The sequence below is a fragment of the Pseudomonas sp. T8 genome, from assembly GCF_024610635.1.
GTDB lineage: Bacteria > Pseudomonadota > Gammaproteobacteria > Pseudomonadales > Pseudomonadaceae > Aquipseudomonas > Aquipseudomonas chlororaphis_I.
This window is the reverse complement of the sequence record NZ_CP102374.1, coordinates 2,691,672-2,716,277: the sequence shown is the minus strand read 5'-3', so window position 1 is coordinate 2,716,277 and position 24,606 is coordinate 2,691,672. Positions and strand designations below refer to the sequence as shown.

Here is a 24,606-nt window from a genome sequence, read left to right as displayed (position 1 = left end):
CGGCGGGAGACGTGCACGGGCACGCTTCTACGCCGTCATCGCGGTGACGGGGCGAAGACCGTCTTGCGGTCTATCGCGAGCAAGCTCGCTCCTGCGGCAGGGGACGAGTTGCTCGCGATGACGCCACTTCAGATAGCCAGGGCATGGTGGTCCTGCAGGTAGTGATAACGCGGGCGACTGGTGTGCTGGGTCGGTTTGAGAAACCCCATCAGCGCGTTGCGGCTGTCCCGGCAGGCGGCCTTGTGTTCCATGTCGAGGAAGTGCCCGGCGGCCTGGATGGTGCTGAAGGTCGAGTGCCGGACATGGTTGCCGAACAGCCGGGCGTCATTGGCGGCGGTGTATTCGTCCCATTCGCCGTTCATGAACAGCACCGGTACGTCGATGTTCTTCGCCGCTTTCAGGTAGCACTGGCGGTCGCTGTTGAGGACATGGCTGATGTGGAAGTGCATCTGCCCGTATTCATGCTCGGCCAGGGTGCTGACGTGGCGATAGTTGAAGCGCTTGAACAGCGACGGCAGGTGCTTGCCGATGGTCTCGTTGACCAGGTGCCCGACCCGGTCGCGGTCCAGGCTGCCGAGGTAATCGACACCGCGTTCGAGGTAGTCGCGCATCGGCTCGTTGATCACTGGCGAGAACGAGCTGATCACCGCCTTTTCGATGCGTCGCGGGCGCTGTGCCAGGGCGAGCAGCGTCGGCGCGCCACCCCAGGAAAACGACATCACATGCTCGGCGGCGAAGTGGTCGATCAGTTCCAGGAGGATCTGTCCTTCGACTTCCTTGGTGAGCATTTTCTCGTGTCTGTTGTGGGCTTTCGAACGACCGGCGTAGGGCTGGTCGTAGAGCACAACGTTGAACTGCGGATGCAGGTTCTTCACGGTCTGCGCAAAAGACGCAGTGGTGGCCATTGAGCCGTTGACCAGAATGATGGTCTTTTCTGCGGCATCTGCGCGATAGAACTCCGTGTAAACCCGATACTGACCTTGTATATCCAGCACAGCGATTTCTGGCCTCATGTCATAAGACTCCTGGCAAGCGGGTATGCGCGCAACCGAGGGTGCACGAGATTTGTGACAGGTAGGCATACGCCTGGAATTTTTGAGCCCATGTCGATCCGCAACAGATGGTCGACGGGTGTTGTTATAGGCGGGCAATTTGCCGGACAACAGGAATGAGCACAGGCGGCTCGGACGGCAAAGGATTTCTTAGAAGTATGTTCGTGACTCATCGGTCACATTTCGGCCGACGGACTGATTCAAGCAGGGAGAACGCCGTCTCGCAAGTGCCGTTGGTAAATTGTTCGACAACTTTCGGCTGAATGGTCATCGCATCGTCGATGGCTTACAGCGGCTACAGAAATTGTAGGTGCTCAGATCAGGCGGATTTCTTCATCGGTCAGCGGCCGGTACTCGCCGGGCGCCAGGTTTTCGTCGAGGGCCAGCGGTCCCATGCGTTCGCGGTGCAGGCGCAAGACCTTGTTGTCGAAATGGCCGAACATGCGTTTGACCTGGTGGTAGCGGCCTTCGACGATGCTCAGCCGCGCGCACCGGGGGCCCAGGATCTGCAGCTCGGCGGGCAGGGTGGTGAGGTCCTCGAAGGCGAAGTACAGGCCCCGGGCGAAGGTCTCGGCGTACTCCGGGCCTATGTCCTGTTCGGTCTCGACGTAATAGCGCTTCGGCAGTTTGGTCTGCGGCTGGGTCAGGCGTCGCGACCAGTTGCCGTCGTTGGTGAGGATCAATAAACCGGTGGTGTTGTAGTCCAGGCGCCCGGCGATGTGCAGCTCGTGTTTGTCCGGTTCGTCCAGCAGGTCGAGCACGGTGCGGTGTTCGGGATCGCGGGTGGCGCTGACGCAGCCCATGGGTTTGTGCAGCATGAAATAGCGCGGCGGCTTGCCGGCCTGCAGCACTTCGTCGTCGAGCTCGACCCGGCTGAATTCGCGCACCTCGGCGTGGGGATCGCTGACCACCTGGCCGTCGATGCGGATGCGCTTTGCCACCAGCAACAGGCGCACCTGCTGACGATTGAAGCGGGGCAGGTTACTGAGGAAACGGTCAACGCGCATGGCTATCGGCAGGCTGGCAAAGGGCTGCGCATCTTACGGGATCGGCCTGGCGGCCGCTTGCAGTTGCGCCTCGACCCGGGCGCAGCGCGGACACAGGCAGGCACGATCGCGCAGCTCCGGCGGCAGCGCCTGGAGCACCGCCGGATCGATGCTCACGCTGTAGCACCAGCAGGCCTGGTCGGCGGTACGCGGGTCGGCCAGGCTGCAGTCGTTGCGGGCGCCGCAGGCCGGGCAGAGGCTGGGGCTGTTCAGGGTCGGTTCATTCATAACGGGAGTGAGGCATTTCCACGCAGGTTCGGTTACGGCCAGTCTGCTTGGCACGGTACATCGCATGGTCGGCGCGCGACAGCAGGCTGTGCAGGGTATCGTCCGCCTGCAGCGTGGTCACGCCGATACTGACGGTCAGCTGCATGTTCTTGCCCTTATAGGCGTAGCGCTGTTGCTCGATCAGCAGGCGGATTTTCTCGGCGATCTTCAGCGCCGTGGCGCTGTCGGTGTCCTTGAGCAGCACGATGAACTCTTCGCCGCCCCAACGGCAAACGATATCGGATTTGCGCAGGCAGCTTTCCAGGTGCCGGGCGAAGCCGCTCAGCACCTGGTCGCCGGTGAGGTGGCCATAGGTGTCGTTGAGGCGTTTGAAGTGATCCAGATCCAGCAGCAGGGCGGTCAGCGGCTTGGGCTCGCGCTGGGCTTCGAGCATGGCCTGGGCGGCCAGCAGGTCGAAGCCGCGGCGGTTGTGCAGGCCGGTGAGGCTGTCGAGGGTGGCCTGGGTTTCGATCTTGCGCTGGAAGCGCCTGACCACGCCGTTGAGCAGGGCCAGCACGATCAGGGTGATGACCAGGCAGATCAGCAGGTTGAGGTACAGCGAGCGGCGGATATCGCCCAGGGCGCTGCCCTCGTGCTTGTCGACGAACAGGTACCAATTCAGCTCGGGAATGAAACGCACATTGAGGAAGTGCCGCTGGTCTGGGGCGCTGTACTCGTAGCTGCCGCTGTGAGGCTTGGGCAGCCTGGCCTGCAGGTCGCGCAGGTTTTCCAGTTCGGACAGCGATTGGCCGGCCCGCGCGCCCTGCGGACCGCCTTCGGCCCCGGTGAGGACGATCCGGCCCTGGGTATCGACGAAATACACACTGCGCTGATAACGCTGCTGGTAGCGGTCGATCAGCTTGACCACCGTATCCACCTTGAGGCCGACACCGGCAACGCCGATGAAATTGTCCTGGTAGTCGTAGACCTTGTAATTGATGAAAAACGTCAGGTTGTTCTGGTTGGCCTGGTCCGGATCGACGTTGATTTCATACGGGGTGGCCATGTCGCGGACGCGGAAATACCAGGCGTCGGGAGGGGTATCAGGGGCGATTTTTTTCAGCACGCCCTTGGCGTGGTAGTAGGTCAGGGTGCTGTTGGAGACGAAGAACGCGGTGTAGGCGCCGTAGTGGGTCATGACTTCGTTGAGGTAGCGGGTCATCTGCTCGGGATCGCGTTCGCCACTCATCACCCAGTCGCGCATGAAGGTATCGCGGGACATCATCGAAGAAATCAGGATCGGTCGTACCAGGTCTTTCTGGATCTCCGAATACACGGTGTCGGAAGTCAGCGGCAGCTCGGTGTTGACGATGTTGTCGCGGATCGAGGTTCGCGAGGCGTAATAGCTGAGCAAGGACGTGGCCATAAAACCGCCACCCAGCAGCACGATGAGCGTGATGATCAACCAGCGCTGCGAATACAGCGGGGAACTAAGCGGCATGGGCGATTCCCTGGCAGTGACCCGATGCAAGCATTCTAGTGGCTGCGTCGACGAGTAGCGGCGTGATTTGATAGCTCGCCAGCAATGGCCCGCAGCCAGCGAAAACCGGGCCTTCTCGGATCCAAAATCCTCGCCTGGCGACTTGTATCAAGGTGTAACCAAAATCGCACCAGACCCGGTTTTCGCGGTCAGATATTCCGTCAGCCAGAACATCCTTGGCTGCCGCCGGCCAGCGTCGCTGGCATGGCCCATCAGCGGTCCAGGAGGCCGCCATGTATCGTCGAATTCTTCTCACTGCGTTCCTGGGTTTGGCTCTTTCTGCCTGCGTTCCCTATTACGACTACGACGGAGGTTCCACTTACTACCGCTCTGAGGTCTATACGACGCCGGCGCCGGTCTACTACGGCGGCTCCTATTATTCTTCCGGCCGCGGCTATTACGCGCCGCGTTATTACCAACCTGCGCCTCGCTACTATCAGCCAGCGCCCCGGTACTACCAGCCGCGGTATTACCAATCGGCTCCGCGGGCGGTTTATCGCGCCTACCCGAACCGTGGCTGGGATGGCCACCGCCAGGGCTGGAACAACGACTATCGGCGTCATGACGGCCGCCGCGACCATGACGGCCGGCGTGGCGGTCGAGACTGGAGCGATCGCGGCCGCGACGATCACCGTCGTGACCGTCATCACAACCGCTGATCTGCCCACAACGAACAAGCGGCGCCTGGTGCGCCGCTTTTTTCATGGCTGGCTTTTTTAGAAGTCCGACAGATCCGCCAAGGGGTGACGGCCTTCCCAGGCCTTGTGGAAATGCGCCTGCACCACGGCGGCGGGAACGCTGTTGATGTCCGGCCAGTGCCAGCGGGGCTTGTGGTCCTTGTCGATCAAGCGCGCCCGCACCCCTTCGCTGAATTCAGGATGCCGGCAGCAGTTCAGGCTCAGGGTGTATTCCATCTGGAACACCTGGGCCAGGGACAGGTGCCGGGCCCGCTGGATCTGTTCCCAGACCAGGCAGGCGGTCAGCGGGCAGCCCTCGCCGAGGGTTTTCGCCGCCCGCGCGAGCAGGGCATCCGAGTGATTGTGCAGCTGGCTGATGGCGCGCCAGGCACAGCGTACGTCGCTGACGTCCAGCCACTCGTCGATTTGCTGGCGCCGTGGCAGCCACTGGGCCGCGGGCATCTGCGCCATGGCTTCCTGTTGCAGGGCCTTGAGCAGGCTGTTGAGCTGCATCGGCGTCTGCTCCTGCCAGTTGAGTTGCAGCAGCCCGTCGATCAGCGCTTCCTGCTGGTCGTCCCGCAGGAAGCGGTCGGCCAGGCCCAGGTCGATGGCGTCGCGACCGTTCATATGCGCGCCGGTCAGGCCGAGGAACAGCCCGAGCTTGCCCGGCAGGCGCGAGAGGAACCAGCTGGCGCCGACATCCGGGTACAGGCCGATGCTGATTTCCGGCATCGCCAGGCGGCTGCTCGGTGTGACGATACGAATGCTGGCGCCTTGCAGCAGGCCCAGGCCGCCACCGAGCACATAGCCGTGGCCCCAGCAGATCAGCGGTTTCGGGTAGGTGTGCAGGCGGTAGTCGAGGCGGTATTCCGCGGCGAAGAACTGCCCGGCCAGCGGCGGTACTTCGCCGGGGTGGGCCAGGCAGGCCTGGACCAGGCTGCGCACTTCGCCGCCGGCGCAAAAGGCCTTGGCGCCGTTGCCGCGCAACAGCACACAGACCACCTGCGGGTCCTTGGCCCAGGCTTCCAGGCGGTCGCTCAACAGATGGATCATCGGCAGGGACAAGGCGTTGAGGGATTGTTCGGCATCCAGGCTGGCAATTGCGATGCGTGCGCCATCGGTGCCGGTGAGTTCTTCGAAGTGCAGATTCATCGTGACCTCGATCGGGAATTTGAGCGTTCAGTATGATCGCTATAGGCGAAAGTGGCGGTTCTGCGTCAGATCAATTGACAAGCGTGGTGGGCTTTCCTAGGGTGCGCCCATTGATTTTACCGGGTGCAACCATGACCGATGACGACCGTATCAAACTCGAACCCAGCTGGAAGCAGGCGCTGCGTGCCGAATTCGACCAGCCTTACATGGCGGAGTTGCGCGAGTTCCTGCGTCAGGAACATGCCGCCGGCAAGGAGATCTATCCGCCGGGCCCGTTGATCTTCAACGCGCTGAATTCCACGCCGCTGGACAAGGTCAAGGTGGTGATCCTCGGCCAGGACCCTTATCACGGCCCGGGCCAGGCCCACGGCCTGTGCTTCTCGGTACAGCCCGGCGTACCGGCGCCGCCGTCCCTGGTGAACATCTATAAAGAGCTCAAGCGCGACCTGAACATCGACATGCCCAACCACGGCTACCTGCAGAGCTGGGCCGACCAGGGTGTGCTGATGCTCAACACGACCATGACCGTACAGCGGGCCAACGCCGCTTCCCACGCGGGCAGGGGCTGGCAGCATTTCACCGACCGGATCATCGAAGTGGTGAGCCAGCACCAGCCCCATCTGGTGTTCCTGCTGTGGGGTTCCCATGCCCAGAGCAAGCAGAAGCTGATCGATGCCACCAAGCATCTGGTGCTGACCTCGGTACACCCGTCGCCCCTGTCGGCGTACCGCGGTTTTATCGGTTGCGGGCATTTCAGCCGGACCAACAAATACCTCGAGCAGAATGGCGAGACGCCGATCGAATGGCGCTTGCCGCCGGTTTGATGGAGGGTTGAAGGCCGTCATCGCGGGTAAGCCTCGCTCCTACAGAAACAACGCAAAACCCTGTAGCCGCTGCCGCAGGCTGCGATAGGTCCGAAGGACCTCGGCGATTCTGTATATTGCGCCCCTTTCGGGGTCGATCGCAGCCTGCGGCAGCGGCTACGGGGGACCGGCTTCAGTCCGGTTTCTTGTCCCAATGCCGGAACAGCGGCTCGGCCAGAAACAGCACGAACAGCAAGCGCATCACCTGCATCGCCGTCACCAGCGGCACCGACAGTTGCAGGGTCTCGGCCGTCAGGCTCATTTCCGCGATACCGCCGGGCATCATGCCCAATGTCAGCGAACGCAAATCCAGATGAGTCAGGGCGCTCAGGGCCACGGCCGCGAGGCTGGCGATCAGCATGGTCAGCGCGGTGCCGACCAGGGTGCGGCCCATGAACGAGGGCGCGCGGCGGAAGAACTGGCGATTGAAGTGACAGCCCAGGCCGCTGCCGATCAGCCACTGGCCGATCTGGCTGCCGCCGTCCGGCAGGCCGATGTGCAGGTCCCAGCCGATACTGACCGCGGCGCTGACCAGCAGCGGCCCGAACAGCCAGGGGTTGGGCTGGCGCAGACGCTGCCAGAGCCAGGCGAGCAGGGCGCCCGCCGGAAACAATACCGCCAGCCAGCGCCAATCGACGCTGGCCGGATGCAATTGGGGCACGCCTTCACCCAACAGGTACTTGAAGGCCGCCGGTACACACAAGACCACCACCAGCACCCGCAGGCTCTGCCCGGCCGCCACACGGCTGAGCACCGCGCCGTTGCGCGCGCCGAGGTTGACCATCTCGCCGGAGCCGCCCGGCATGCTGGAGAAGAACGCGGTGGCCCGGTCCTCACCGGTGCGCCGCAGCAGCCAGACCCCGACCACGCTGGACAGGCTGGTGACCAGGGCACCGAAGAAGATCAGGCCGAAATGGCTCATGACCTGCTCCATCACCACCGGGGTGAAGTGCAGGCCGATGCCGATCCCTACCACCCATTGCCCGCATTTGCGGCCGCCGGGGATTTCCCCCAGTTGCCAGGGCGTCAGGCAGCGCACCAGGATGATCGCCAGCAACGAGCCGACCATCCACGGCAGCGGCCAGCCGATCTGGCTGGCGAGGTAACCGCCGACCAGACCGACCAGGGGCGTCCCCCACCACTGTTTGAAGCTGACCTCAGACATCGGCCACGGCGCGTTGCAGGGCCGAGCGCTTGCGCCAGATGCGGATCATCGGCATCAGCAGCATGATCACGGTCAGCACCCAGACGCCGACGGTGATCGGGCTGGACCAGAGGATTTCCATCGCGCCGTTTGAGATCGACAGCGCGCGACGCAGGTTCTGTTCCATCAGTCCGCCGAGGATAAAGCCCAGCAACACTGGCGACAGCGGGAAATCCAGCTTGCGCAGGATGTAGCCGAAGATGCCGATGCCGACCATCAGGAACAGGTCGAAGGTGGTGGCGTGCACCGCGTAGACGCCGATCCCGGTGATGATTGCGATCACCGGCACCAGGGCCCAGTTCGGCACGGCGAGGATGCGGGTGAAGACGCGGATCATCGGGATGTTGAGGATCACCAGCATGATGTTGGCGATGAACAGCGAGGCGATCAGGCCCCAGACGATGTCCGGTTGCTGCTGGAACAGCAGCGGGCCCGGGGTGATGTTGTACAGCGACAGGGCGCCGATCATCACCGCGGTAGTGCCCGAGCCCGGGACGCCGAGGGTCAGCATCGGCACCAGGGCGCCGCAGGCCGAGGCGCCGATCGCGGTTTCCGGAGCCGCCAGGCCGCGCTTGTCGCCCTGGCCGAACTTGCCGCTGGCGCCGGCGATGCGTTTTTCGGTCATGTAGGCCACGGCGCTGGCCAGGGTCGCGCCGGCACCCGGCAAGACGCCCATGATGAAGCCCAGCAGGCCGCAACGGATGTTCACCACGAACACCGACGCCGCTTCCTTGAAGTTGAACATCATGCGCCCGGTGGCTTTCACCGCTTCCTGGCCGCGATGGGTTTTTTCCAGCAGCAACAGGATCTCGCTGATGGAGAACAGGCCCAGTACCAGCACCACGAACTGGATGCCGTCGGTGAGGTGGATGTTGTCGCCGGTGAAGCGGTACACGCCGCTGTTGGCGTCGATGCCGACCGACGACAGGAACAGCCCGATCAGCGCCGCGATAAAGGTCTTGATCGGTCGGTCACCCGCCATGCCGCCGAGGCAGACAATGGCGAACACCATCAGCACGAAGTACTCCGCCGGGCCGAAGGCGATTGCCCATTTCGCCAGCAGTGGGGCGAACATCACCATGCCGCAGGTGGCGATGAAGGCGCCGATGAACGAGCTCCAGGCCGACAGCGACAAGGCCACCCCGGCCAGGCCCTGGCGCGCCATCGGGTAGCCGTCGAGGGTGGTCATCACGGTGGAGGCTTCGCCCGGGATGTTCAGCAGGATCGAACTGATCCGGCCGCCGTATTCGCAACCCAGGTATACCGCCGCCAGCAGGATCAGCGCCGACTCCGGTGGCAGGCCGAGGGCGAAGGCGATCGGGATCAGCAGCGCCACGCCGTTGATCGGGCCCAGGCCCGGGAGCAGGCCGACCACGGTGCCGATCAGGGTGCCGGTCAGGGCGGTGACCAGGTTGTAGGGGCTCAGCGCGACGCCGAAACCCTGGCCCAAATAGCCAAGCGTATCCATATCAGTTCTCCAGAACGTCGAGCAGGCCCAGGGGCAGTGGCACGTCCATCACCCGGTCGAAGAGCACGTACAGACCGATGGCCATCAGCGTGGTGACCACGGCGCTGGGCACCCAGCGGCCGCCGTACAGGCGCGCCATCGGAATGCCGATCAGGATGCTGCTGAGAATGAAACCCAGGGGTTCGAACAGACCGGCGAAGATCAGCAGCAGGACCACGCAGATGCTGATCTTGGTCAGGGTTTCACGGTCCAGCGGCGGTTCGTCTTCGCTGTGCTTGATCGGCGCCGGGCGAAACACCATGTACAGCAGCGCCAGGCCCATCAGCCCGAGCATCAGCAGGGGAAAGGCGCGCGGGCCGACCGGTTCGTAGGAAAAAGCGGCCTGGTAAGGCCAGGCCATCAGTGCCAGGCCCAGGCAGACCAGGAGCAGCACCGAGGCGAAAATGCGTTGTAAGAGCATGGCAAACTCCTGGGCCCTGCCCCCGCGAAAGGGGCAGGACCGCTAGACAGGGGCGATTACTGGATCAGGCCGAACTCTTTGGCCAGGGTCTTGTAGTCGGCTACCTGCTTCTTCACGTAGGCGTCCAGTTCCGGCCCGGTCATGGCGAACGGGAAGAGTTCGCGCTGGTCGCGCAGCTTGGCGAACTCTTCGGAAGCCAGCAGCTTGTCGAAGGCGTCTTTCCACCAGGCGTAGTCTTCGTCGCTGACCTTTGGCCCGAGGTAGAAGCCGCGCACCACTGGCCAGACGATGTCGTAGCCTTGCTCCTTGGCGGTCGGGATGTCCTTCATTTCCGGCTCGTCCAGGCGCTTGTCGGAGAACACCGCGAGCAGGCGCATGTCACCGCTCTGGATGTGCGGCATGGAGTCGGAGATGTCGGTACTGCCGACCTGGATGTGCCCACCCAGCAGCGCGGTGGCGATTTCGCCGCCGCCTTCCAGGGCCACGTAGCGCAGGTCGCGCGGGTTGATCCCTGCGGCCTTGGCGATCAGCGCGGTCTGCATCCAGTCCTGGCTGCCGACGGTACCGCCGGAGCCGATCACCACCGAGCTCGGGTCTTTCTTCAGGGCCTTGACCAGGTCGTCGAGGGTCTTGTACGGCGAGTCGCTCTTCACGGCGATGGCGCCATAGCTGGTGCCGACCGCGGCCAGCCAGCGCACCGCGCTTTCATCGAAGCGGCCGAACTTGCCCTGGGCCAGGTTCAGCAGCGAACCGCTGGACCAGGCCACCAGTGTGCCGGCGTCGGCCGGACGCTGGGCCACCACCGCGTTGTAGGCCACCGCGCCGACACCGCCGGGCATGTAGGTCACGCGCATTGGTTTGGTCAGCAGCTTTTCGTTGACCAGCGCGCTCTGCGCCAGTTTGCAGGTCAGGTCGAAACCGCCGCCGGGGGAAGCCGGGGCGATGCATTCCGGGCGCTTGGGTTCGCCACTGGCGGCGAGTAGTTGACCGGCGAACAGCATACAGCCGGCGGCGAGGGCCAATTTACGCAGTGATGGGTTCATGCTTGTCTCCACAGGAGTTGTTGTTGTGTATTGCATGCCAGGGGCTTCGGCAGGTGTCAGCACTTGCCGAAGGTCGGTCGATTACCAGAGCGCCAGGCTGTAGCTCACCAGCAGGCGCACTTCATCCGCATCGCGGGCCGAATAGTTGGAACGGTAGGTGGCATTGCGCAGGCGCACCGCGACGTCCTTGAAGGTGCCGCTTTGCACCACGTACTTGATCTCGGTGTTGCGTTCCCATTCCTTGCCGGTGTCGCCGTTTTTCAGGGCGATGTTGTCACCGCTCAGGTAGCGGGTCATGAAGGTCAGGCCGGGGATGCCGAGCTTGCCGAAGTCGTAGTCGTAGCGGGCTTGCCAGGAGCGCTCTTCGGCGCCGGCGAAGTCGTTGATCTGCACGAAGTTGACCAGGTACGGGTCGGCCCCGTCGAGGTAGGGGAAGGCGCTGTCGCCGGACATGTGCTGGTAGCCGGCGCTGAGTTTATGCCCGTTCAGGGCGTAGCTCACCAGGCCGTTGAGGGATTTGTTGTCGATCTTGCCGCCGCGGGCCTGGCCCTGGTCGTCACTGACGGCGAAGCGCAGGTCCGTGGCGAAGGTGCCCGGGCCCATCGGCTGCGAGGCGAGCAGGCCGAAGAAGTGCTGGTTGTAGACCTCGGCGAGCTGGGCGAAGTGGTAGCTGCCGGTGATCTTGTCGGTGAACTTGTAGTCCAGGCCGCCGAAGTCGAAGTGCTTGCCGGCGACGGTGCCGGCGAAGCGGCTGTTCTTGTTGTTGAGGGCGATGTCCTCGAAGTCGGTGCTGTCGCGATCCTTGGCTTTCTCCAGGCGCCCGCCGGTGAAGGTCAGGTTCTTGATTTCCCTGGAGGTCAGCAGGCCGCCCTCGAAGGTCTGCGGCAGGATGCGCCCGTCGTTGGGCTTGATGGTCGGCAGTTCTGGGATCAGGCTGCCGATCTTCAGTTCGGTGGCGGAGATCTTCACTTTGCCGGTCAGGCCGACCTTGGAGTACTCGTCGGCGGCGCGCCCGTCGTCGTGGGTCGGCAGCAGGCCGGTGCCGGTGCGGTCGGGGCTGGAGTCGAGCTTGATGCCGAGCATGCCCAGCGCATCGACGCCGAAGCCCACGGTGCCGTCGGTGTAGCCCGATTGCAGGTTGAGCATGAAGCCCTGGGCCCATTCGTCGCGCTTGGATTGCTGGGCGCTGGTGCCGCTGCGGAAATCGCGGTTGAAGTACATGTTGCGGGTTTCGAGGGTGGCGCTGCTGTCTTCGAAGAAGGCGGCCTGGCTGATCGGTGAGAAACCGGCGAGGGCGGCGGCGCTGGCGAGGGCGGTGTGGCTCAGACGGGAAAAACGAACAGGCTGGCAAGCCTGAGGCTGCATGGACAGCATCGTGTTGTACTCCGTTATTGTTCTTATTGGCGAAAACGCTTCGAGGCGTTTTTCGGGAGGCCACCGGGGGGTAGCCACGGAAGTCGAAACAATCCGTGACAGGACTCTAAAGGGCCAACCTTTCGCTAACCTTTCAGCAGACTTTCACGGTTTTCGGGCTTCACAGCAGCGGTCCCGGCTGTAAACTCCGCGGCAATAAAAAGTGCCGTCGATCCCCTGAACGAGGTAGGAAATCCATGCGCGTGCTTCTCGTCGAAGACCACCTGCAGCTGGCTGAAAGTGTCGCCCAGGCGCTCAAGAGCACGGGCTTGACCGTGGATGTGCTGCACGATGGGGTCGCCGCGGACCTGGCCCTGGGTAGCGAGGATTACGCCATGGCGATCCTCGATGTGGGCCTGCCGCGCCTGGATGGTTTCGAAGTGCTGGCGCGCCTGCGAGCGCGGGGCAAGAACCTGCCGGTGCTGATGCTGACCGCGCGCAGCGATGTGAAGGACCGGGTCCACGGCCTCAACCTGGGGGCGGACGACTACCTGGCCAAGCCCTTCGAGCTGACCGAGCTGGAAGCGCGGGTCAAGGCCCTGCTGCGGCGCAGCGTGCTCGGCGGCGAGCGGGTGCAGCGCTGCGGAGTGCTGGCCTACGACCTCGATACCCGGCGTTTTACCCTCGGTGAAGAACTGCTGACGTTGACCTCTCGCGAGCAGGCGGTGCTCGAGGCGCTGATCGCCCGGCCGGGGCGGGTCATGAGCAAGGAGCAACTGGCTTCCCAGGTCTTCGGCCTGGATGAAGAGGCCAGCCCGGATGCCATCGAAATCTATGTCCATCGCTTGCGCAAGAAACTCGACGGCCAGCCGGTGGCCATCGTCACCTTCCGTGGCCTCGGCTACCTGCTGGAAAGCCGCGATGCATAGGCCCAGGAGCCTGCGCTGGCGCCTGCTGTGGAACCTGGCGCTGCTGCTGGTGGTATTGATGCTGGCCAGCGGCCTGAGTGCCTACTGGAACGGCCGCGAGGCGGCGGACACCGCCTACGATCGGACCCTGCTGGCCTCGGCCCGCACCATCGCCGCCGGCCTGTCCCAGCGCGACGGCGGCCTGAGCGCCAATGTGCCCTATGTCGCCCTCGATACCTTCGCCTACGACAGCGCCGGGCGGATCTATTACCAGGTCAACGACATCCACCAAAAACTGATTTCCGGTTACGAAAACCTGCCCGGTCCGCCGCCGGGCACGCCGCGCACCGACGATTACCCGGCGCTGGCGCGGTTCTACGATGCCACCTATCAAGGGCAGAACGTCCGGGTGGTGAGCCTGCTCAAGGCGGTCAGCGAGCCGAACATGAACGGCATGGCGGAGATTCGCGTGGCGGAGACCGACGAGGCGCGGGTCCGCATGGCGCGCAGCCTGATGGCCGATACCCTGTTGCGCCTGGGCATGCTGGCCATGGGGGCCTTGCTGCTGGTGTGGTTCGCGGTCAGCGCCGCGTTGCGTCCGCTGGAGCGTTTGCGCAGCGCGGTGGAAGAGCGCCAGCCCGATGATTTGCGCCCCTTGCCGCTGGTCGAGGTGCAGCGCGAGCTGTGGCCACTGGTGCGGGCGCTGAATCACTTCACCGAGCGGCTGCGTGGGCAGTTCGAGCGCCAGGCGCAGTTCATCGCCGATGCCGCACACGAATTGCGCACCCCGTTGGCGGCACTCAAGGCACGCCTGGAACTGGGGCTGCGGGCGTCGGAACCCGAGACTTGGCGCAGCACCCTGGAAAGCGCCGCCCAGGGCACCGATCGCCTGACTCACCTGGCCAATCAGTTGCTGTCCCTGGCGCGGATCGAAAACGGTGCCCGGGCGATTGCCGAGGGCGGCGCGCAATTGCTCGATCTCAGCCAGCTGGCCCGCGAACTGGGCATGGCCATGGCGCCCTTGGCCCACGCCCGGGGGATCGCCCTGGCCCTGGAAGCCGACGAGCCGGTCTGGCTACGCGGCGAGCCGACCCTCTTGAACGAGCTGCTGAGCAACCTGGTGGACAATGCCCTGGCCCACACCAGGGCGGGCGGAAACGTGATCCTGCGGGTCAGTGCACCGGCGGTGCTGGAGGTGGAGGACGACGGCCCGGGGATTCCGCTGGAAGACCGCGATCGGGTATTCGAGCGTTTCTACCGGCGTAACCCCCATGTCGCCGGTTCCGGCCTGGGCCTGGCGATTGTCGGCGAAATCTGTCGCGCCCATCTGGCGCAGATCAGCCTGCACGATGGCGCGCAGGCGGGGCTGAAGGTGCGGGTGAGTTTTAACGCGGGCTAGGGGCTTGCGGTACAGGTTCAGTAGAACATTGACCGCGACTCGGCCAGATCGCTGCACATCACCTTGTTCTCGGGATCGATCCCGAGCTTCTTGAAGGCCGGTACGCTGAGGAGATCGATCTTCGCCAGCGGATGATCGGTGTCCTTGTGGCAATACAGGCTGGCGACCTGCACCAGGTCGACGTAATCCACACGTGTGGACTGGCGCTTGAAGTCCAGGTACTGCCCCGGCAATTTGGCCAGCTGTTCCGGAAACTCCCAGACCTGTAGCAGCTTGTCGCCCAGTAACGGGTGGATGCGTTCGATCACGTGGTTGAGGCTGACCGGGTCGGACAGCAGCTCATAGTGATCTTCCGCATAGGTCAGGATCGGCAGCACGCCGATCTGATGCACCAGTCCGCCAAGGGCGGCCTGGTCGGGTTTCAACTGGGTATGGCTGCGGCACAGGGCATAGCTGACGCCGGCCACTTCCAGGCTTTTGCGCCAGACGTCGTGCATTTTCTGCGCGATCACCTCCGAGCGGGCATGGAAAATCTGCTCCATGACCAGGCCGATGGCCAGGTTGCTGCTGTAATTGACCCCCAGCCGGGTAATCGCGGTGTGCAGGTCGGTGACTTCCTGGGTGGCGCGCAGCAGCGGGCTGTTGACCACTTTGATCAGGCGCGCCGACAGCGCCGTATCACGGCCAATCACTTTGCTCAGGGTACTGACGCTGATTTCCGGATCTTCGGCGGCCCGGCGAATCTGCAGGGCCACTTCCGGTAACGTTGGCAGAACCAGGTCATCGTTATCGATGGCCTCAACCAAATCCTGTTGGACCTTTTCCGCCAGCTCGCTCATTTCTGTTCTCTAGGGGTATTGCAGGAAGTTGCGGCGATCAGCGCTGGATTTCTCGATCGCGATCCAGCTGGTAAGGCAAGTCCAGCAACTGCAGCCCGGGGCCTTCGAGCGCGCCGAGATGGAGATTGCCATCCTCTGCGGCTTCGGCTTGCAGTACGGCCAGGAGTTCAATGTTTTGTTCGGCGCGCGCGGCGATCACCACTTCGCCGATGGAGCTGCCGTGGGTCGGGGAGAACAGCGGGGTACCGGGTTCCGGCAACTCTTCGACGTTCAGGGCCAGGCGGTAGAGGCGGCGCTTGAGTTTGCCCAGGTACTGCATGCGCGCGACGATTTCCTGGCCGGTGTAGCAGCCTTTCTTGAAACTGACGCCGCCGATGGCCTGCAGGTTGAGCATTTGCGGGATGAACAGCTCGCGGGTGGCCGGCATGACCTGGCCGATACCGGCGCGGATCTGGCCCAGCAACCATTGGTTGAGATCGCCTTCGGGCAGTTGCGCGGCCAGCTTTTCGCGCAGGCCTTCAGCTTTATCTGCCGGGGCCCAGAGCTCGGCCCGGTCCGCTGAGACACGAATGGCGATCAGGCCGTCGTTGCGGGCGACCGCGCCGTCTTCCGCCGGCAGCTGCAGCCCGAGACCGGCCAGCAGCGCATCGGCGTTGCCCAGGCCGAAGCGCGCCCACAGGGCGCTTTCATCGCTGAGCTTGGCCTTGGAAAACACCGCGTATTTTTTCAGGTCCGCCAGTTGCGGCTCCAGCAACTCGGTGGCCATGGCCAGCAGGCAGCCATCGCCTTCGAGCAGGATGCGAAAGCTCGATTGCATGCGGCCTTTCTGGGTGCAACGGGCGCCCAGGCTGGATTGGCTATCGCTGAGGTAATTGAGGTTGCAGGTCAGCTGGCCCTGAAGGAACTTGCTGGCATCGGGGCCGCGGACGGCGAGAACGCCCTCGTGGGACAGGGAGCAGAAAAAAGCGGAATCAGCCATGGGTCATCGCAGGGTAAAAAGTCTGGCGAACATCATAAGGTGGTGCCCTTGAAATGGGTAGTTCACAAAGGATGGGTGGCGATCGACCAAAGCCGACTGTTCTGGCATCCGTCGGACTGTATACTTACGCTCTATTTGAGGAGCGCTCCATGGTCGAAGATGTTGAACTGAACCGCCTCTACTGGCACAGCCGCCGCGGCATGCTGGAACTGGACGTGTTGCTGGTGCCATTCGTGAAAGAAGTCTATCCGCATCTGAACGATGTTGACCGTGCCTGCTACGTCAGGCTGCTCGAATGCGAAGATCAGGACATGTTCGGCTGGTTCATGGAACGCTCCGAATCCGAAGATCCCGAGCTGCAACGCATGGTCCGCATGATCCTGGATCGTGTCCAACCCAAGTAACACCTTCGAATGCCGCTGGCAGCCTTCCAGGCAATTGCTGGCGGCCTATCTCCTGGCCCAGCTGTTCGCGCTGGGCGCCTTGCTGATGCTCGATATTCCGCTTTGGGCCGGTCTGTTCGGGGCTCTGCTGTGCCTGGGCCACGCAGTCTGGACGTTGCCGCGGCGGATTCTGCTGAGTCATCCCTCGGCTTTCAGCGGTCTGCGTCGCGATGTCGATGGCTGGCAGTTGTGGTGCGCGGGGCAGGGCTGGCGGCCGGTGCAACTGCGGCCTGACAGCCTGGCGCTGCCGTTGCTGGTGGTGTTGCGTTTTCGCTTGCCGGGCGAGCGCTGGGTGAGGTCGGTCTGTGTGCCGCGGGATGCGCAGGCGGCCGATGTGCATCGGCGCCTGCGCGTGCGGCTCAAGTTCAGTCGCCGTAGGTGGGCGGCACCAGAATAGTGTCCAGTGCCTGGGGCAGCAGGTTCGGGTAGTCGAGGGTGTAATGCAGGCCCCGGCTTTCCTTGCGCTCCATGGCTGAACGAATCATCAGCTCGGCGACCTGGGCCAGGTTGCGCAGCTCGATCAGGTCGCGACTGACCTTGTAGTTGCTGTAGAACTCATCGATTTCGTCCAGCAGCAGGCGCACCCGGTGCTGAGCCCGTTGCAGGCGCTTGTTGGTGCGCACGATACCGACATAGTCCCACATGAATCGCCGTAGTTCGTCCCAGTTGTGCGCAATGATCACATCTTCGTCGGAATCGGTGACCTGGCTGGCGTCCCAGGCGGGCAGGGCGATCGGAATGGCGATCTGTGGCAGTTGCTCGAGAATGTCGGCGGCCGCGGAACGGGCATAGACGAAGCATTCCAGCAGCGAGTTGCTGGCCATGCGGTTGGCGCCGTGCAGGCCGGTGAAGCTGGTTTCGCCAATGGCATACAGGCCCGGAACGTCGGTGCGGCCCTGCTGGTCGACCATCACCCCGCCGCAGGTGTAGTGCGCTGCCGGTACCACCGGGATCGGCTGCTTGGTGATGTCGATGGAGAATTCCAGGCAGCGTTCGTACACGGTCGGGAAGTGGCTTTTGATGAAGGCTTCCGGCTTGTGGCTGATGTCCAGGTACACGCAGTCGATACCCAGGCGCTTCATTTCATGGTCGATGGCCCGGGCGACGATATCCCGCGGCGCCAGTTCGGCACGCGGGTCGAAACGCGGCATGAAGCGTTCACCGTTGGGCAGCTTCAGGAGTGCCCCTTCGCCGCGCAGGGCCTCGGTGATCAGGAAACTCTTGGCCTGCGGATGGTAGAGGCAGGTCGGGTGGAACTGGTTGAACTCCAGGTTGGCCACCCGGCAGCCCGAACGCCAGGCCATGGCGATGCCATCGCCACAGGCGCCATCGGGGTTGCTGGTATAGAGGTAGGCCTTGGCGGCACCGCCGGAAGCGAGGATGACAAAACGCGCACCGTAGGTGTCGACTTCGCCGGTGGCGCGGTTGAGTACATAGGCGCCGAGGCAGCGATCGCCTTCCAGCCCCAGGCGTTTTTCGGTAATCAGATCGACGGCGACCCGCTGTTCCAGCAACTCGATATTCGGGCGTTGCCGGGCCTGGTCCAGCAATGTCGTGAAGATGGCCGCGCCGGTGGCGTCGGCGGCATGGATGATGCGGCGATGGCTGTGGCCGCCTTCGCGGGTCAGGTGGAATTCGAAACCGCCGTCTTCATTGCCCGATTGTTCGTCACGGGTGAAGGGCACGCCCTGATCGATCAGCCATTGAATGGCCTCGCGGCTATGCTCGACGGTAAACCGCACCGCGTCTTCGTGGCACAGGCCGCCACCGGCATTGAGGGTGTCGTCGACGTGGGATTCGACGGTATCGGTGTCGTCCAGCACTGCCGCGACGCCACCCTGAGCCCAATAGGTCGAGCCATTGGCGAGATCGCCCTTGCTCAATACGGCGATGCGCAGATGACCGGGCAAGGTCAGCGCAAGGCTCAAACCGGCAGCGCCGCTGCCTATCACCAGAACATCGTGTTGAAACTGTTGGCTCATTGGAAGATTCCGCTCAAAAGCGACCCGGGTCGGGGTTGGCGCAAGACGCCTGGATCGGCGAGTCAAAGCAGCCATGCAGCCCACTAGTATATAGAGGGGGGGATCGGCACAATAGCGGTGCCTTCGTGGCATTATGAAATTATGGGCGCGGGAAAAGGCGGTGTTGCGAGGCAGTGGCGGGCGGTTAGATTTTTCCGTCAAATCGGGAAACTGGCGACTGTATCGAAGATGTAGCAACCTTTTTCTCTTCATGGTTACACAATGTTCGCCCTGCACGGCTATAAAGATTGGGAACTTTTGACACGGCCCCAAACTCAATAGAAGGTTGCCTGATAGAAGGGACAGCGTCGGTTTTATGCAGGACTTGTGTTGTGGTCATGCAACTCAATTCGACGACAGGATTATTCGCGCAGCCGGCCTTGCCCGCGCTGCGTTTTTCGTGCGTGCCAAATCAGAGCCCGCAGGAAACTTGCTTGGAGGGGGAGAACTTTTGCGAAAAGCCCGAGTCTATGTTTGCAAGCCTGATCGTTTAGTTATGCAAGCCTCCTCCGAGCTTATCGAGGAGTGTTCATGCTAACCCAGGAAGAGGATCAGCAGCTGGTCGAGCGCGTTCAGCGCGGCGACAAGCGAGCTTTCGATCTGCTAGTGCTGAAATACCAGCACAAAATTCTCGGGTTGATCGTGCGTTTCGTGCACGACACCCATGAAGCCCAGGATGTTGCACAAGAAGCCTTTATCAAGGCTTACCGTGCGCTTGGTAATTTCCGCGGTGACAGTGCGTTTTATACGTGGCTGTATCGTATCGCCATCAACACGGCGAAAAACTATCTGGTTTCACGCGGCCGCCGGCCGCCGGATAGCGATGTCAGTTCCGAGGATGCGGAGTTCTACGATGGCGATCATGGCCTCAAGGATCTCGAATCTCCAGAGCGCGCATTGCTGCGGGATGAGATCGAAGGCACCGTCCATCGAACCATTCAGCAACTGCCAGAAGATTTGCGTACGGCTTTAACTTTACGTGAATTCGATGGTCTGAGTTACGAGGACATTGCCAGTGTCATGCAATGTCCGGTGGGTACCGTGCGCTCCCGGATTTTCCGCGCTCGGGAAGCCATCGATAAAGCCCTGCAGCCGTTGTTGCAGGAAACCTGAGACAGCGGCGACAGCCAAGAGAGGAACCGCCATGAGTCGTGAAGCCCTGCAGGAATCGCTGTCCGCGGTGATGGATAACGAAGCGGACGAACTGGAATTACGTCGGGTATTGAATGCCGTCGACGAAGTGGAAACCCGTGAGACCTGGGCTCGTTACCAGATCGCCCGGGCGGCCATGCACAAGGAATTGCTGCTTCCGCGTCTGGACATCGCCGCGGCCGTTTCTGCTGCGCTGGCTGACGAAGCCGTACCGGCCAAGGCCACTCGTGGTCCATGGCGCAGCCTGGGTCGCCTGGCTGTTGCCGCGTCGGTGACCGTTGCCGTGCTGGCGGGTGTTCGCCTGTACAACCAGGACGAGATCGCTGGTGTCGAACTGGCACAGCAATCGAACCAACAAACCCTGGCCGCTCCTCAAGTAAAAGGCCCAGCGGTATTGGCCGGCTACAATGAGAGTTCGGAAGCCACTGGCCCTATGGCCAACGGCGTATTGCAAGGTCAGCCAGGCTGGCACGATCAGCGTCTGCCAAGCTACCTGCGTCAGCATGCTCAACAAGCTGCACTGAAGGGCACTGAAAGCGCTCTGCCTTATGCTCGTGCGGCGAGCCTGGAAAACCGTTAAGGAGGATCATGCGCGCCATCCCTCTACTCTCGCTTCTGCTCAGTGGCTGGTTCATCGTTCCAGCCCACGCCGACGAAGCTCAGGATTGGTTGAAACGTCTTGGGCAAGCCGAACAGCAGCAAAGCTTCCAGGGTACTTTCGTCTACGAGCGTAACGGTAGTTTTTCTACCCATAACATCTGGCATCGCGTCCAGGATGGCCAGGTCCGCGAGCGGTTGATTCAGCTCGACGGTTCCGCTCAAGAGGTTGTGCGTGTTGATGGGCGTACCCAATGTGTCAGCGGTACGCTGGTGGCTGGACTGGGGGATGCCCCCAACGCTTCGGCCCACTCACTCGATCCAGAAAAGCTCAAGAATTGGTACGACCTTGCCGTCATCGGCAAGTCGCGTGTGGCTGGGCGTGCGGCGGTCATTGTTTCCCTGACCCCACGGGACCAGCACCGTTATGGTTTTGAATTGCATCTGGACCGCGAGACGGGCCTGCCGCTGAAATCGTTGCTATTGAACGATAAGGGGCAGTTGCTCGAGCGCTTCCAGTTCACTCGCCTGGATACGGCTGATGTGCCGAAGGACAGCGAGTTGCAGGCCAGCGCCGAATGCAAGGCTGTGGCCCTGGACAGCGACAAGGCTTCCGCGGTGAAGGCTGCGCAGACCTGGCATTCCGACTGGTTGCCGCCAGGCTTCGAGTTGACCAGCAGCAGTGCGCGCAAGGATCCCGACACCAAGGCCATGGTCAACAGCTTGATGTATGACGATGGCCTGGCCCGCTTCTCGGTGTTCCTCGAGCCGCTCAACGGTGCGACGGTGACCGACACTCGCACTCAACTGGGCCCAACCGTGGCGGTATCCCGGCGCCTGACCACGCCTGAAGGCGAAATGATGGTAACGGTGGTGGGCGAGATCCCTATCGGCACCGCCGAACGGATCGCCTTGTCGATGCGTACCGACGCCGCTGCGCCCAAGGCGCAGTGAGTACAGCCCAGGTGTTCATCGAGCGTTAATGTTGGTTGTGTAAGAGGTCTGCAATGCCAGCTCTGCAATCGAGATATCTAAATGTTCGGTGAACATTTTCATTTGCAAAACCCCCTGTTTTTTCTTATAGGTCAGAGCCACTAGGTTCTGGCCTTGTTTGTCGTTTCCGGGACAAAAGTACTGCGCGAATCGCCTGGTATTTCTTGTCCCTATCGCTTAACCACGCTCGTTGTAATGGGAGCCGTATGTCGATACCACGTTTGAAATCCTATCTCTCCATTTTCGCTACTGTGCTGGTGCTCGGTCAGGCCGTTACCGCGCAGGCGGCGGACTTGCCTGACTTCACACAACTGGTCGAGCAGGCATCGCCTGCAGTGGTCAACATCAGTACCACGCAGAAGCTCCCGGACCGCAAGGTTTCCGCCCAGATGCCAGACCTCGAAGGCTTGCCGCCGATGCTGCGCGAGTTTTTCGAGCGTGGCATGCCGCCGCAGCCGCGTTCGCCACGGGGCGATCGCCAGCGTGAGGCCCAGTCCCTGGGTTCTGGCTTCATCATTTCGTCGGATGGTTACATCCTGACCAACAACCATGTGATCGCCGACGCGGATGAAATCCTTGTCCGCCTGGCTGACCGCAGCGAACTCAAAGCCAAGCTGATCGGCACCGATCCACGCTCCGACGTGGCATTGCTGAAAATCGATGGCAAGGACCTGCCGGTGCTGAAACTGGGCAAATCCCAGGACCTGAAGGCCGGCCAGTGGGTGGTGGCCATCGGTTCGCCATTTGGTTTCGACCACACCGTGACCCAGGGCATCGTCAGTGCCATCGGTCGTAGCCTGCCGAACGAAAACTATGTGCCGTTCATCCAGACCGACGTGCCGATCAACCCGGGTAACTCCGGTGGTCCGCTGTTCAACCTGGCCGGTGAAGTCGTGGGTATCAACTCGCAGATCTACACCCGTTCCGGTGGCTTCATGGGTGTGTCCTTCGCTATCCCGATCGATGTCGCCATGGATGTTTCCAACCAGCTGAAAGCCGGTGGCAAAGTCAGCCGCGGCTGGCTGGGCGTGGTCATCCAGGAAGTGAACAAGGACCTGGCGGAATCCTTCGGCCTGGAGAAACCGGCCGGTGCGCTGGTGGCACAGATCCAGGACGACGGTCCGGCAGCGAAGGGCGGCCTGCAGGTGGGCGATGTGATCCTGAGCATGAACGGTCAACCGATCATCATGTCGGCGGACCTGCCGCATCTGGTCGGTGCCCTCAAGGCAGGCGCGAAAGCCAACCTTGAAGTGATTCGTGACGGCAAGCGCAAGAACGTCGAATTGACCGTTGGTGCGATTCCGGACGAAGACAAGACCCTGGATGTCATCAGCAAGTCCGGTGCCGAGCGCAGCAGCAACCGTCTGGGCGTTGCGGTGGTCGAGTTGACCGATGAGCAGAAGAAAGCCTTCGACCTCAAGGGTGGTGTGGTGATCAAGGAAGTCCAGGATGGCCCAGCCGCGCTGATCGGCCTGCAGCCGGGTGATGTGATCACTCACCTGAACAATCAGGCGATCACTTCAACCAAGAACTTCACCGAAATCGCCCAGGCGCTGCCAAAGAACCGTTCGGTCTCGATGCGGGTTCTGCGTCAGGGGCGCGCCAGCTTCATTACCTTCAAGCTGGCCGAGTAATCCGCTTAGCGGGTTGATCGCGCAATAAAAAGCCCGCCTCGGAAGAGGCGGGCTTTTTTGTGGGCGCCGGTCGGGCTCAGCGCATCATGTCCTTGACCATCTGCTCCTGGTCCATCAACTCACGCTGACGTGCGTCGATCCGCGAAGACAGGGGAAAGTTGCTGCCGGCGCGGCGTTTGGCGAAATCCAGCTGCTGGATCGCCTGGCGATAGTCGCCGACCAGGGCAAAGTATTCGGCCCGCGCCTGATGCAGGCCGATGATGTTGCCGGACAGGCCACGGGTTTCCGCCACCGAGTACCAGACGTCCGGATCATCGGAGCGGGTCTTGAGCAGGCTTTCCAGAGCCTTTTCGGCGTCCGCCGGGCGATTCTGCTTGAGCAGCAGATCGACCCTGACCTGGTTCAGTGGATAGTTGCCCGGGTACTGCGCAAGCATTTTATCCACCCGGGCCTGAGCGTCGGAAAAACGGCTGGTGGCGGTATCCAGATCGATCTGGGCCAGGTTGTAAGTGATGTCGTTAGGCTGCTTGGCCAGCAGTTGCTTGAGGTTTTCCCGGGCATCGTTGAACTGGCTGCCCTTGATCTGGGCGATGGCGAGTCCGTAGCGGGCGATGTCGTTTTTCGGGTTTTCGTCGAGCTGGGCACGGAAACGCTTGGCGCCCATGCCGGGAGACTCTTCGTAGATCAGTTGCACGCGTGCGCGGATCAGCTGGTAGCGCAGGCTGTCTTCCTTGCCGCCAGCCTTGGCCTGTTCGGCACGGTTGCGGGTGTCGGCGATCCGCGATTCGGTGACCGGGTGAGTCAGCAGGAACTCCGGCGGCTTGGCGTCGAAGCGGTACTGACGCATCAGGCGCTCGAACATGGTCGGCATGGAGCGCGGGTCATAACCGGCCTTTTCCAGGTTGAGGATGCCGATACGGTCGGCTTCCTGCTCGTTCTGCCGAGAGAAGCGCCGTTGTTCCTGGATGGCCGCGGCCTGGGTGCCGGCAATGGCGGCGATCCCGGCGTCGCCACCACCCGCCGCGGCGATCACGATACCGGCCAGCAGGGCGGCCATCATCGGCACCTGCATGCGTTGCGAGGCCTCGACGCCACGGGCGAAGTGGCGTTGCGACAAGTGCGCCAATTCGTGAGCCAGCACCGAGGCGTATTCGCCTTCGGTCTGGGCATTGAGGAACAGCCCGCCGTTGACCCCGACAATGCCGCCGGGAGCGGCAAAGGCGTTGAGCTGCGGGCTGTTGATCAGGATGAACTCGAGACGCCGGTCGTTGACTTGGCTGGTCTCGACCAGCTTGTAGACGCTGGTCTCGACGTAATCCTTGAGTTGCGGGTCGTTGAGTTGCGAAACCTGGCTGCGCAGCAACGCCAGCCAGGCGCGGCCCAGTTGGTGTTCCTGTTGGGGCGAGACAATGGCAGAACTGGCATCACCGAGTGACGGCAGGTCGTCGGCGAAGCCTGGTGAGGCGAGCAGGCAAGCGAGCGTCAGCAGGGTAGGGCGCAAAAAAGTCATGCACAAAGCCTTAGTCGACAAAGAGTCTACTGTAGCCGGACACCAGGCCTTGGACCAGATATTCTA

General features: G+C 62.5%; 24 protein-coding genes. 10 read left to right on the top strand and 14 right to left on the bottom strand.

Annotated features, from left to right (window positions below; genetic code table 11):
- Positions 1-128: 128 nt before the first annotated feature.
- The 4 genes from NRG23_RS12085 to NRG23_RS12070 all read right to left on the bottom strand — a co-directional run bounded on the left by NRG23_RS12085 (position 129) and on the right by NRG23_RS12070 (position 3,806).
- A complete protein-coding gene (locus tag NRG23_RS12085; RefSeq protein WP_009047472.1) occupies positions 129-1,013 on the bottom strand; it encodes an alpha/beta fold hydrolase in 885 nt (294 codons plus the stop codon).
- Between the two features lie 353 nt (positions 1,014-1,366).
- Complete coding sequence (locus NRG23_RS12080) at positions 1,367-2,059, bottom strand: pseudouridine synthase (protein ID WP_009047473.1); 693 nt, start codon at positions 2,057-2,059, stop codon at positions 1,367-1,369.
- 33 nt (positions 2,060-2,092) lie between these two features.
- Positions 2,093-2,311: a cysteine-rich CWC family protein gene (locus NRG23_RS12075; protein WP_029526103.1), complete on the bottom strand. Its 219-nt coding sequence runs from the start codon at positions 2,309-2,311 to the stop codon at positions 2,093-2,095.
- A gap of 7 nt (positions 2,312-2,318) precedes the next feature.
- A complete protein-coding gene (locus tag NRG23_RS12070; RefSeq protein ID WP_257374663.1) occupies positions 2,319-3,806 on the bottom strand; it encodes a sensor domain-containing diguanylate cyclase in 1,488 nt (495 codons plus the stop codon).
- A gap of 272 nt (positions 3,807-4,078) precedes the next feature.
- On the opposite strand from NRG23_RS12070, the gene NRG23_RS12065 reads away from it, so the two are divergent.
- Positions 4,079-4,504, top strand: a complete 426-nt coding sequence (locus NRG23_RS12065) for a hypothetical protein (protein ID WP_081001216.1) — start codon at positions 4,079-4,081, stop codon at positions 4,502-4,504.
- Between the two features lie 57 nt (positions 4,505-4,561).
- Here the strand turns inward: NRG23_RS12065 and NRG23_RS12060 are convergent, their stop codons facing one another.
- On the bottom strand, positions 4,562-5,674 hold the full coding sequence (locus NRG23_RS12060; protein WP_038630829.1) for an enoyl-CoA hydratase/isomerase family protein: 1,113 nt from the start codon (positions 5,672-5,674) through the stop codon (positions 4,562-4,564).
- A 131-nt stretch (positions 5,675-5,805) separates the two neighbouring features.
- Here NRG23_RS12060 and ung point away from each other — a divergent pair, with 131 nt between their 5' ends.
- On the top strand, positions 5,806-6,498 hold the full coding sequence (gene ung / locus NRG23_RS12055; protein WP_009047478.1) for a uracil-DNA glycosylase: 693 nt from the start codon (positions 5,806-5,808) through the stop codon (positions 6,496-6,498).
- A 172-nt stretch (positions 6,499-6,670) separates the two neighbouring features.
- Here ung and NRG23_RS12050 read toward each other — a convergent pair whose 3' ends face one another.
- From NRG23_RS12050 to NRG23_RS12030, 5 genes are all read right to left on the bottom strand, one after another.
- Positions 6,671-7,702 carry an AbrB family transcriptional regulator gene (locus NRG23_RS12050; RefSeq protein WP_009047479.1) on the bottom strand — a complete coding sequence of 344 codons (1,032 nt, stop codon included), beginning with the start codon at positions 7,700-7,702 and terminating at the stop codon, positions 6,671-6,673.
- Entirely contained in the window at positions 7,695-9,209 is a 1,515-nt protein-coding gene (locus NRG23_RS12045) for a tripartite tricarboxylate transporter permease (RefSeq protein WP_007930213.1), read from the bottom strand. Before NRG23_RS12045 ends, NRG23_RS12050 begins: the two co-directional genes overlap by 8 nt.
- A gap of 1 nt (position 9,210) precedes the next feature.
- The gene (locus NRG23_RS12040; protein ID WP_016702126.1) at positions 9,211-9,669 is read right to left on the bottom strand and encodes a tripartite tricarboxylate transporter TctB family protein; all 459 of its coding nucleotides are present in this window, start codon (positions 9,667-9,669) and stop codon (positions 9,211-9,213) included.
- 56 nt (positions 9,670-9,725) lie between these two features.
- Positions 9,726-10,712, bottom strand: a complete 987-nt coding sequence (locus NRG23_RS12035; RefSeq protein WP_028681770.1) for a tripartite tricarboxylate transporter substrate binding protein — start codon at positions 10,710-10,712, stop codon at positions 9,726-9,728.
- An 81-nt stretch (positions 10,713-10,793) separates the two neighbouring features.
- Entirely contained in the window at positions 10,794-12,086 is a 1,293-nt protein-coding gene (locus NRG23_RS12030) for an OprD family porin (protein ID WP_009042579.1), read from the bottom strand.
- A gap of 236 nt (positions 12,087-12,322) precedes the next feature.
- Here NRG23_RS12030 and NRG23_RS12025 point away from each other — a divergent pair, with 236 nt between their 5' ends.
- Both NRG23_RS12025 and NRG23_RS12020 read left to right on the top strand, forming a co-directional pair.
- Positions 12,323-12,994, top strand: coding sequence for a response regulator (locus tag NRG23_RS12025; RefSeq protein ID WP_009042580.1), 672 nt, complete (start codon positions 12,323-12,325; stop codon positions 12,992-12,994).
- Positions 12,987-14,372, top strand: coding sequence for a sensor histidine kinase (locus NRG23_RS12020; protein WP_257374662.1), 1,386 nt, complete (start codon positions 12,987-12,989; stop codon positions 14,370-14,372). The genes NRG23_RS12025 and NRG23_RS12020 overlap by 8 nt, the downstream gene beginning before the upstream one ends.
- A gap of 17 nt (positions 14,373-14,389) precedes the next feature.
- Here the strand turns inward: NRG23_RS12020 and NRG23_RS12015 are convergent, their stop codons facing one another.
- Entirely contained in the window at positions 14,390-15,211 is an 822-nt protein-coding gene (locus NRG23_RS12015; protein ID WP_016703253.1) for an HDOD domain-containing protein, read from the bottom strand.
- A 37-nt stretch (positions 15,212-15,248) separates the two neighbouring features.
- A complete protein-coding gene (locus NRG23_RS12010) occupies positions 15,249-16,190 on the bottom strand; it encodes a folate-binding protein YgfZ (protein WP_016703252.1) in 942 nt (313 codons plus the stop codon).
- A gap of 149 nt (positions 16,191-16,339) precedes the next feature.
- On the opposite strand from NRG23_RS12010, the gene NRG23_RS12005 reads away from it, so the two are divergent.
- The gene (locus NRG23_RS12005) at positions 16,340-16,594 is read left to right on the top strand and encodes a succinate dehydrogenase assembly factor 2 (RefSeq protein ID WP_007930227.1); all 255 of its coding nucleotides are present in this window, start codon (positions 16,340-16,342) and stop codon (positions 16,592-16,594) included.
- Positions 16,578-17,030 (top strand): protein YgfX, encoded by a 453-nt coding sequence (locus NRG23_RS12000; RefSeq protein ID WP_110176180.1) that lies wholly within the window; start codon positions 16,578-16,580, stop codon positions 17,028-17,030. Before NRG23_RS12005 ends, NRG23_RS12000 begins: the two co-directional genes overlap by 17 nt.
- On the opposite strand, the gene nadB is transcribed toward NRG23_RS12000, so the two are convergent.
- A complete protein-coding gene (gene nadB / locus NRG23_RS11995; protein WP_257374661.1) occupies positions 16,999-18,615 on the bottom strand; it encodes an L-aspartate oxidase in 1,617 nt (538 codons plus the stop codon). The genes NRG23_RS12000 and nadB overlap by 32 nt on opposite strands.
- A gap of 570 nt (positions 18,616-19,185) precedes the next feature.
- Between nadB and rpoE the strand changes: the two genes are divergently transcribed.
- From rpoE to NRG23_RS11975, 4 genes are all read left to right on the top strand, one after another.
- A complete protein-coding gene (gene rpoE, locus NRG23_RS11990) occupies positions 19,186-19,767 on the top strand; it encodes an RNA polymerase sigma factor RpoE (RefSeq protein ID WP_007930230.1) in 582 nt (193 codons plus the stop codon).
- A 31-nt stretch (positions 19,768-19,798) separates the two neighbouring features.
- A complete protein-coding gene (locus NRG23_RS11985) occupies positions 19,799-20,386 on the top strand; it encodes a sigma-E factor negative regulatory protein (protein ID WP_016703250.1) in 588 nt (195 codons plus the stop codon).
- Between the two features lie 8 nt (positions 20,387-20,394).
- Positions 20,395-21,357, top strand: a complete 963-nt coding sequence (locus NRG23_RS11980; RefSeq protein ID WP_041988725.1) for a MucB/RseB C-terminal domain-containing protein — start codon at positions 20,395-20,397, stop codon at positions 21,355-21,357.
- A 245-nt stretch (positions 21,358-21,602) separates the two neighbouring features.
- Entirely contained in the window at positions 21,603-23,030 is a 1,428-nt protein-coding gene (locus tag NRG23_RS11975; protein WP_009047488.1) for a DegQ family serine endoprotease, read from the top strand.
- Positions 23,031-23,106: 76 nt separating this feature from the next.
- Here the strand turns inward: NRG23_RS11975 and NRG23_RS11970 are convergent, their stop codons facing one another.
- On the bottom strand, positions 23,107-24,540 hold the full coding sequence (locus NRG23_RS11970; RefSeq protein WP_007930234.1) for a M48 family metalloprotease: 1,434 nt from the start codon (positions 24,538-24,540) through the stop codon (positions 23,107-23,109).
- Between the last annotated feature and the right edge of the window lie 66 nt (positions 24,541-24,606).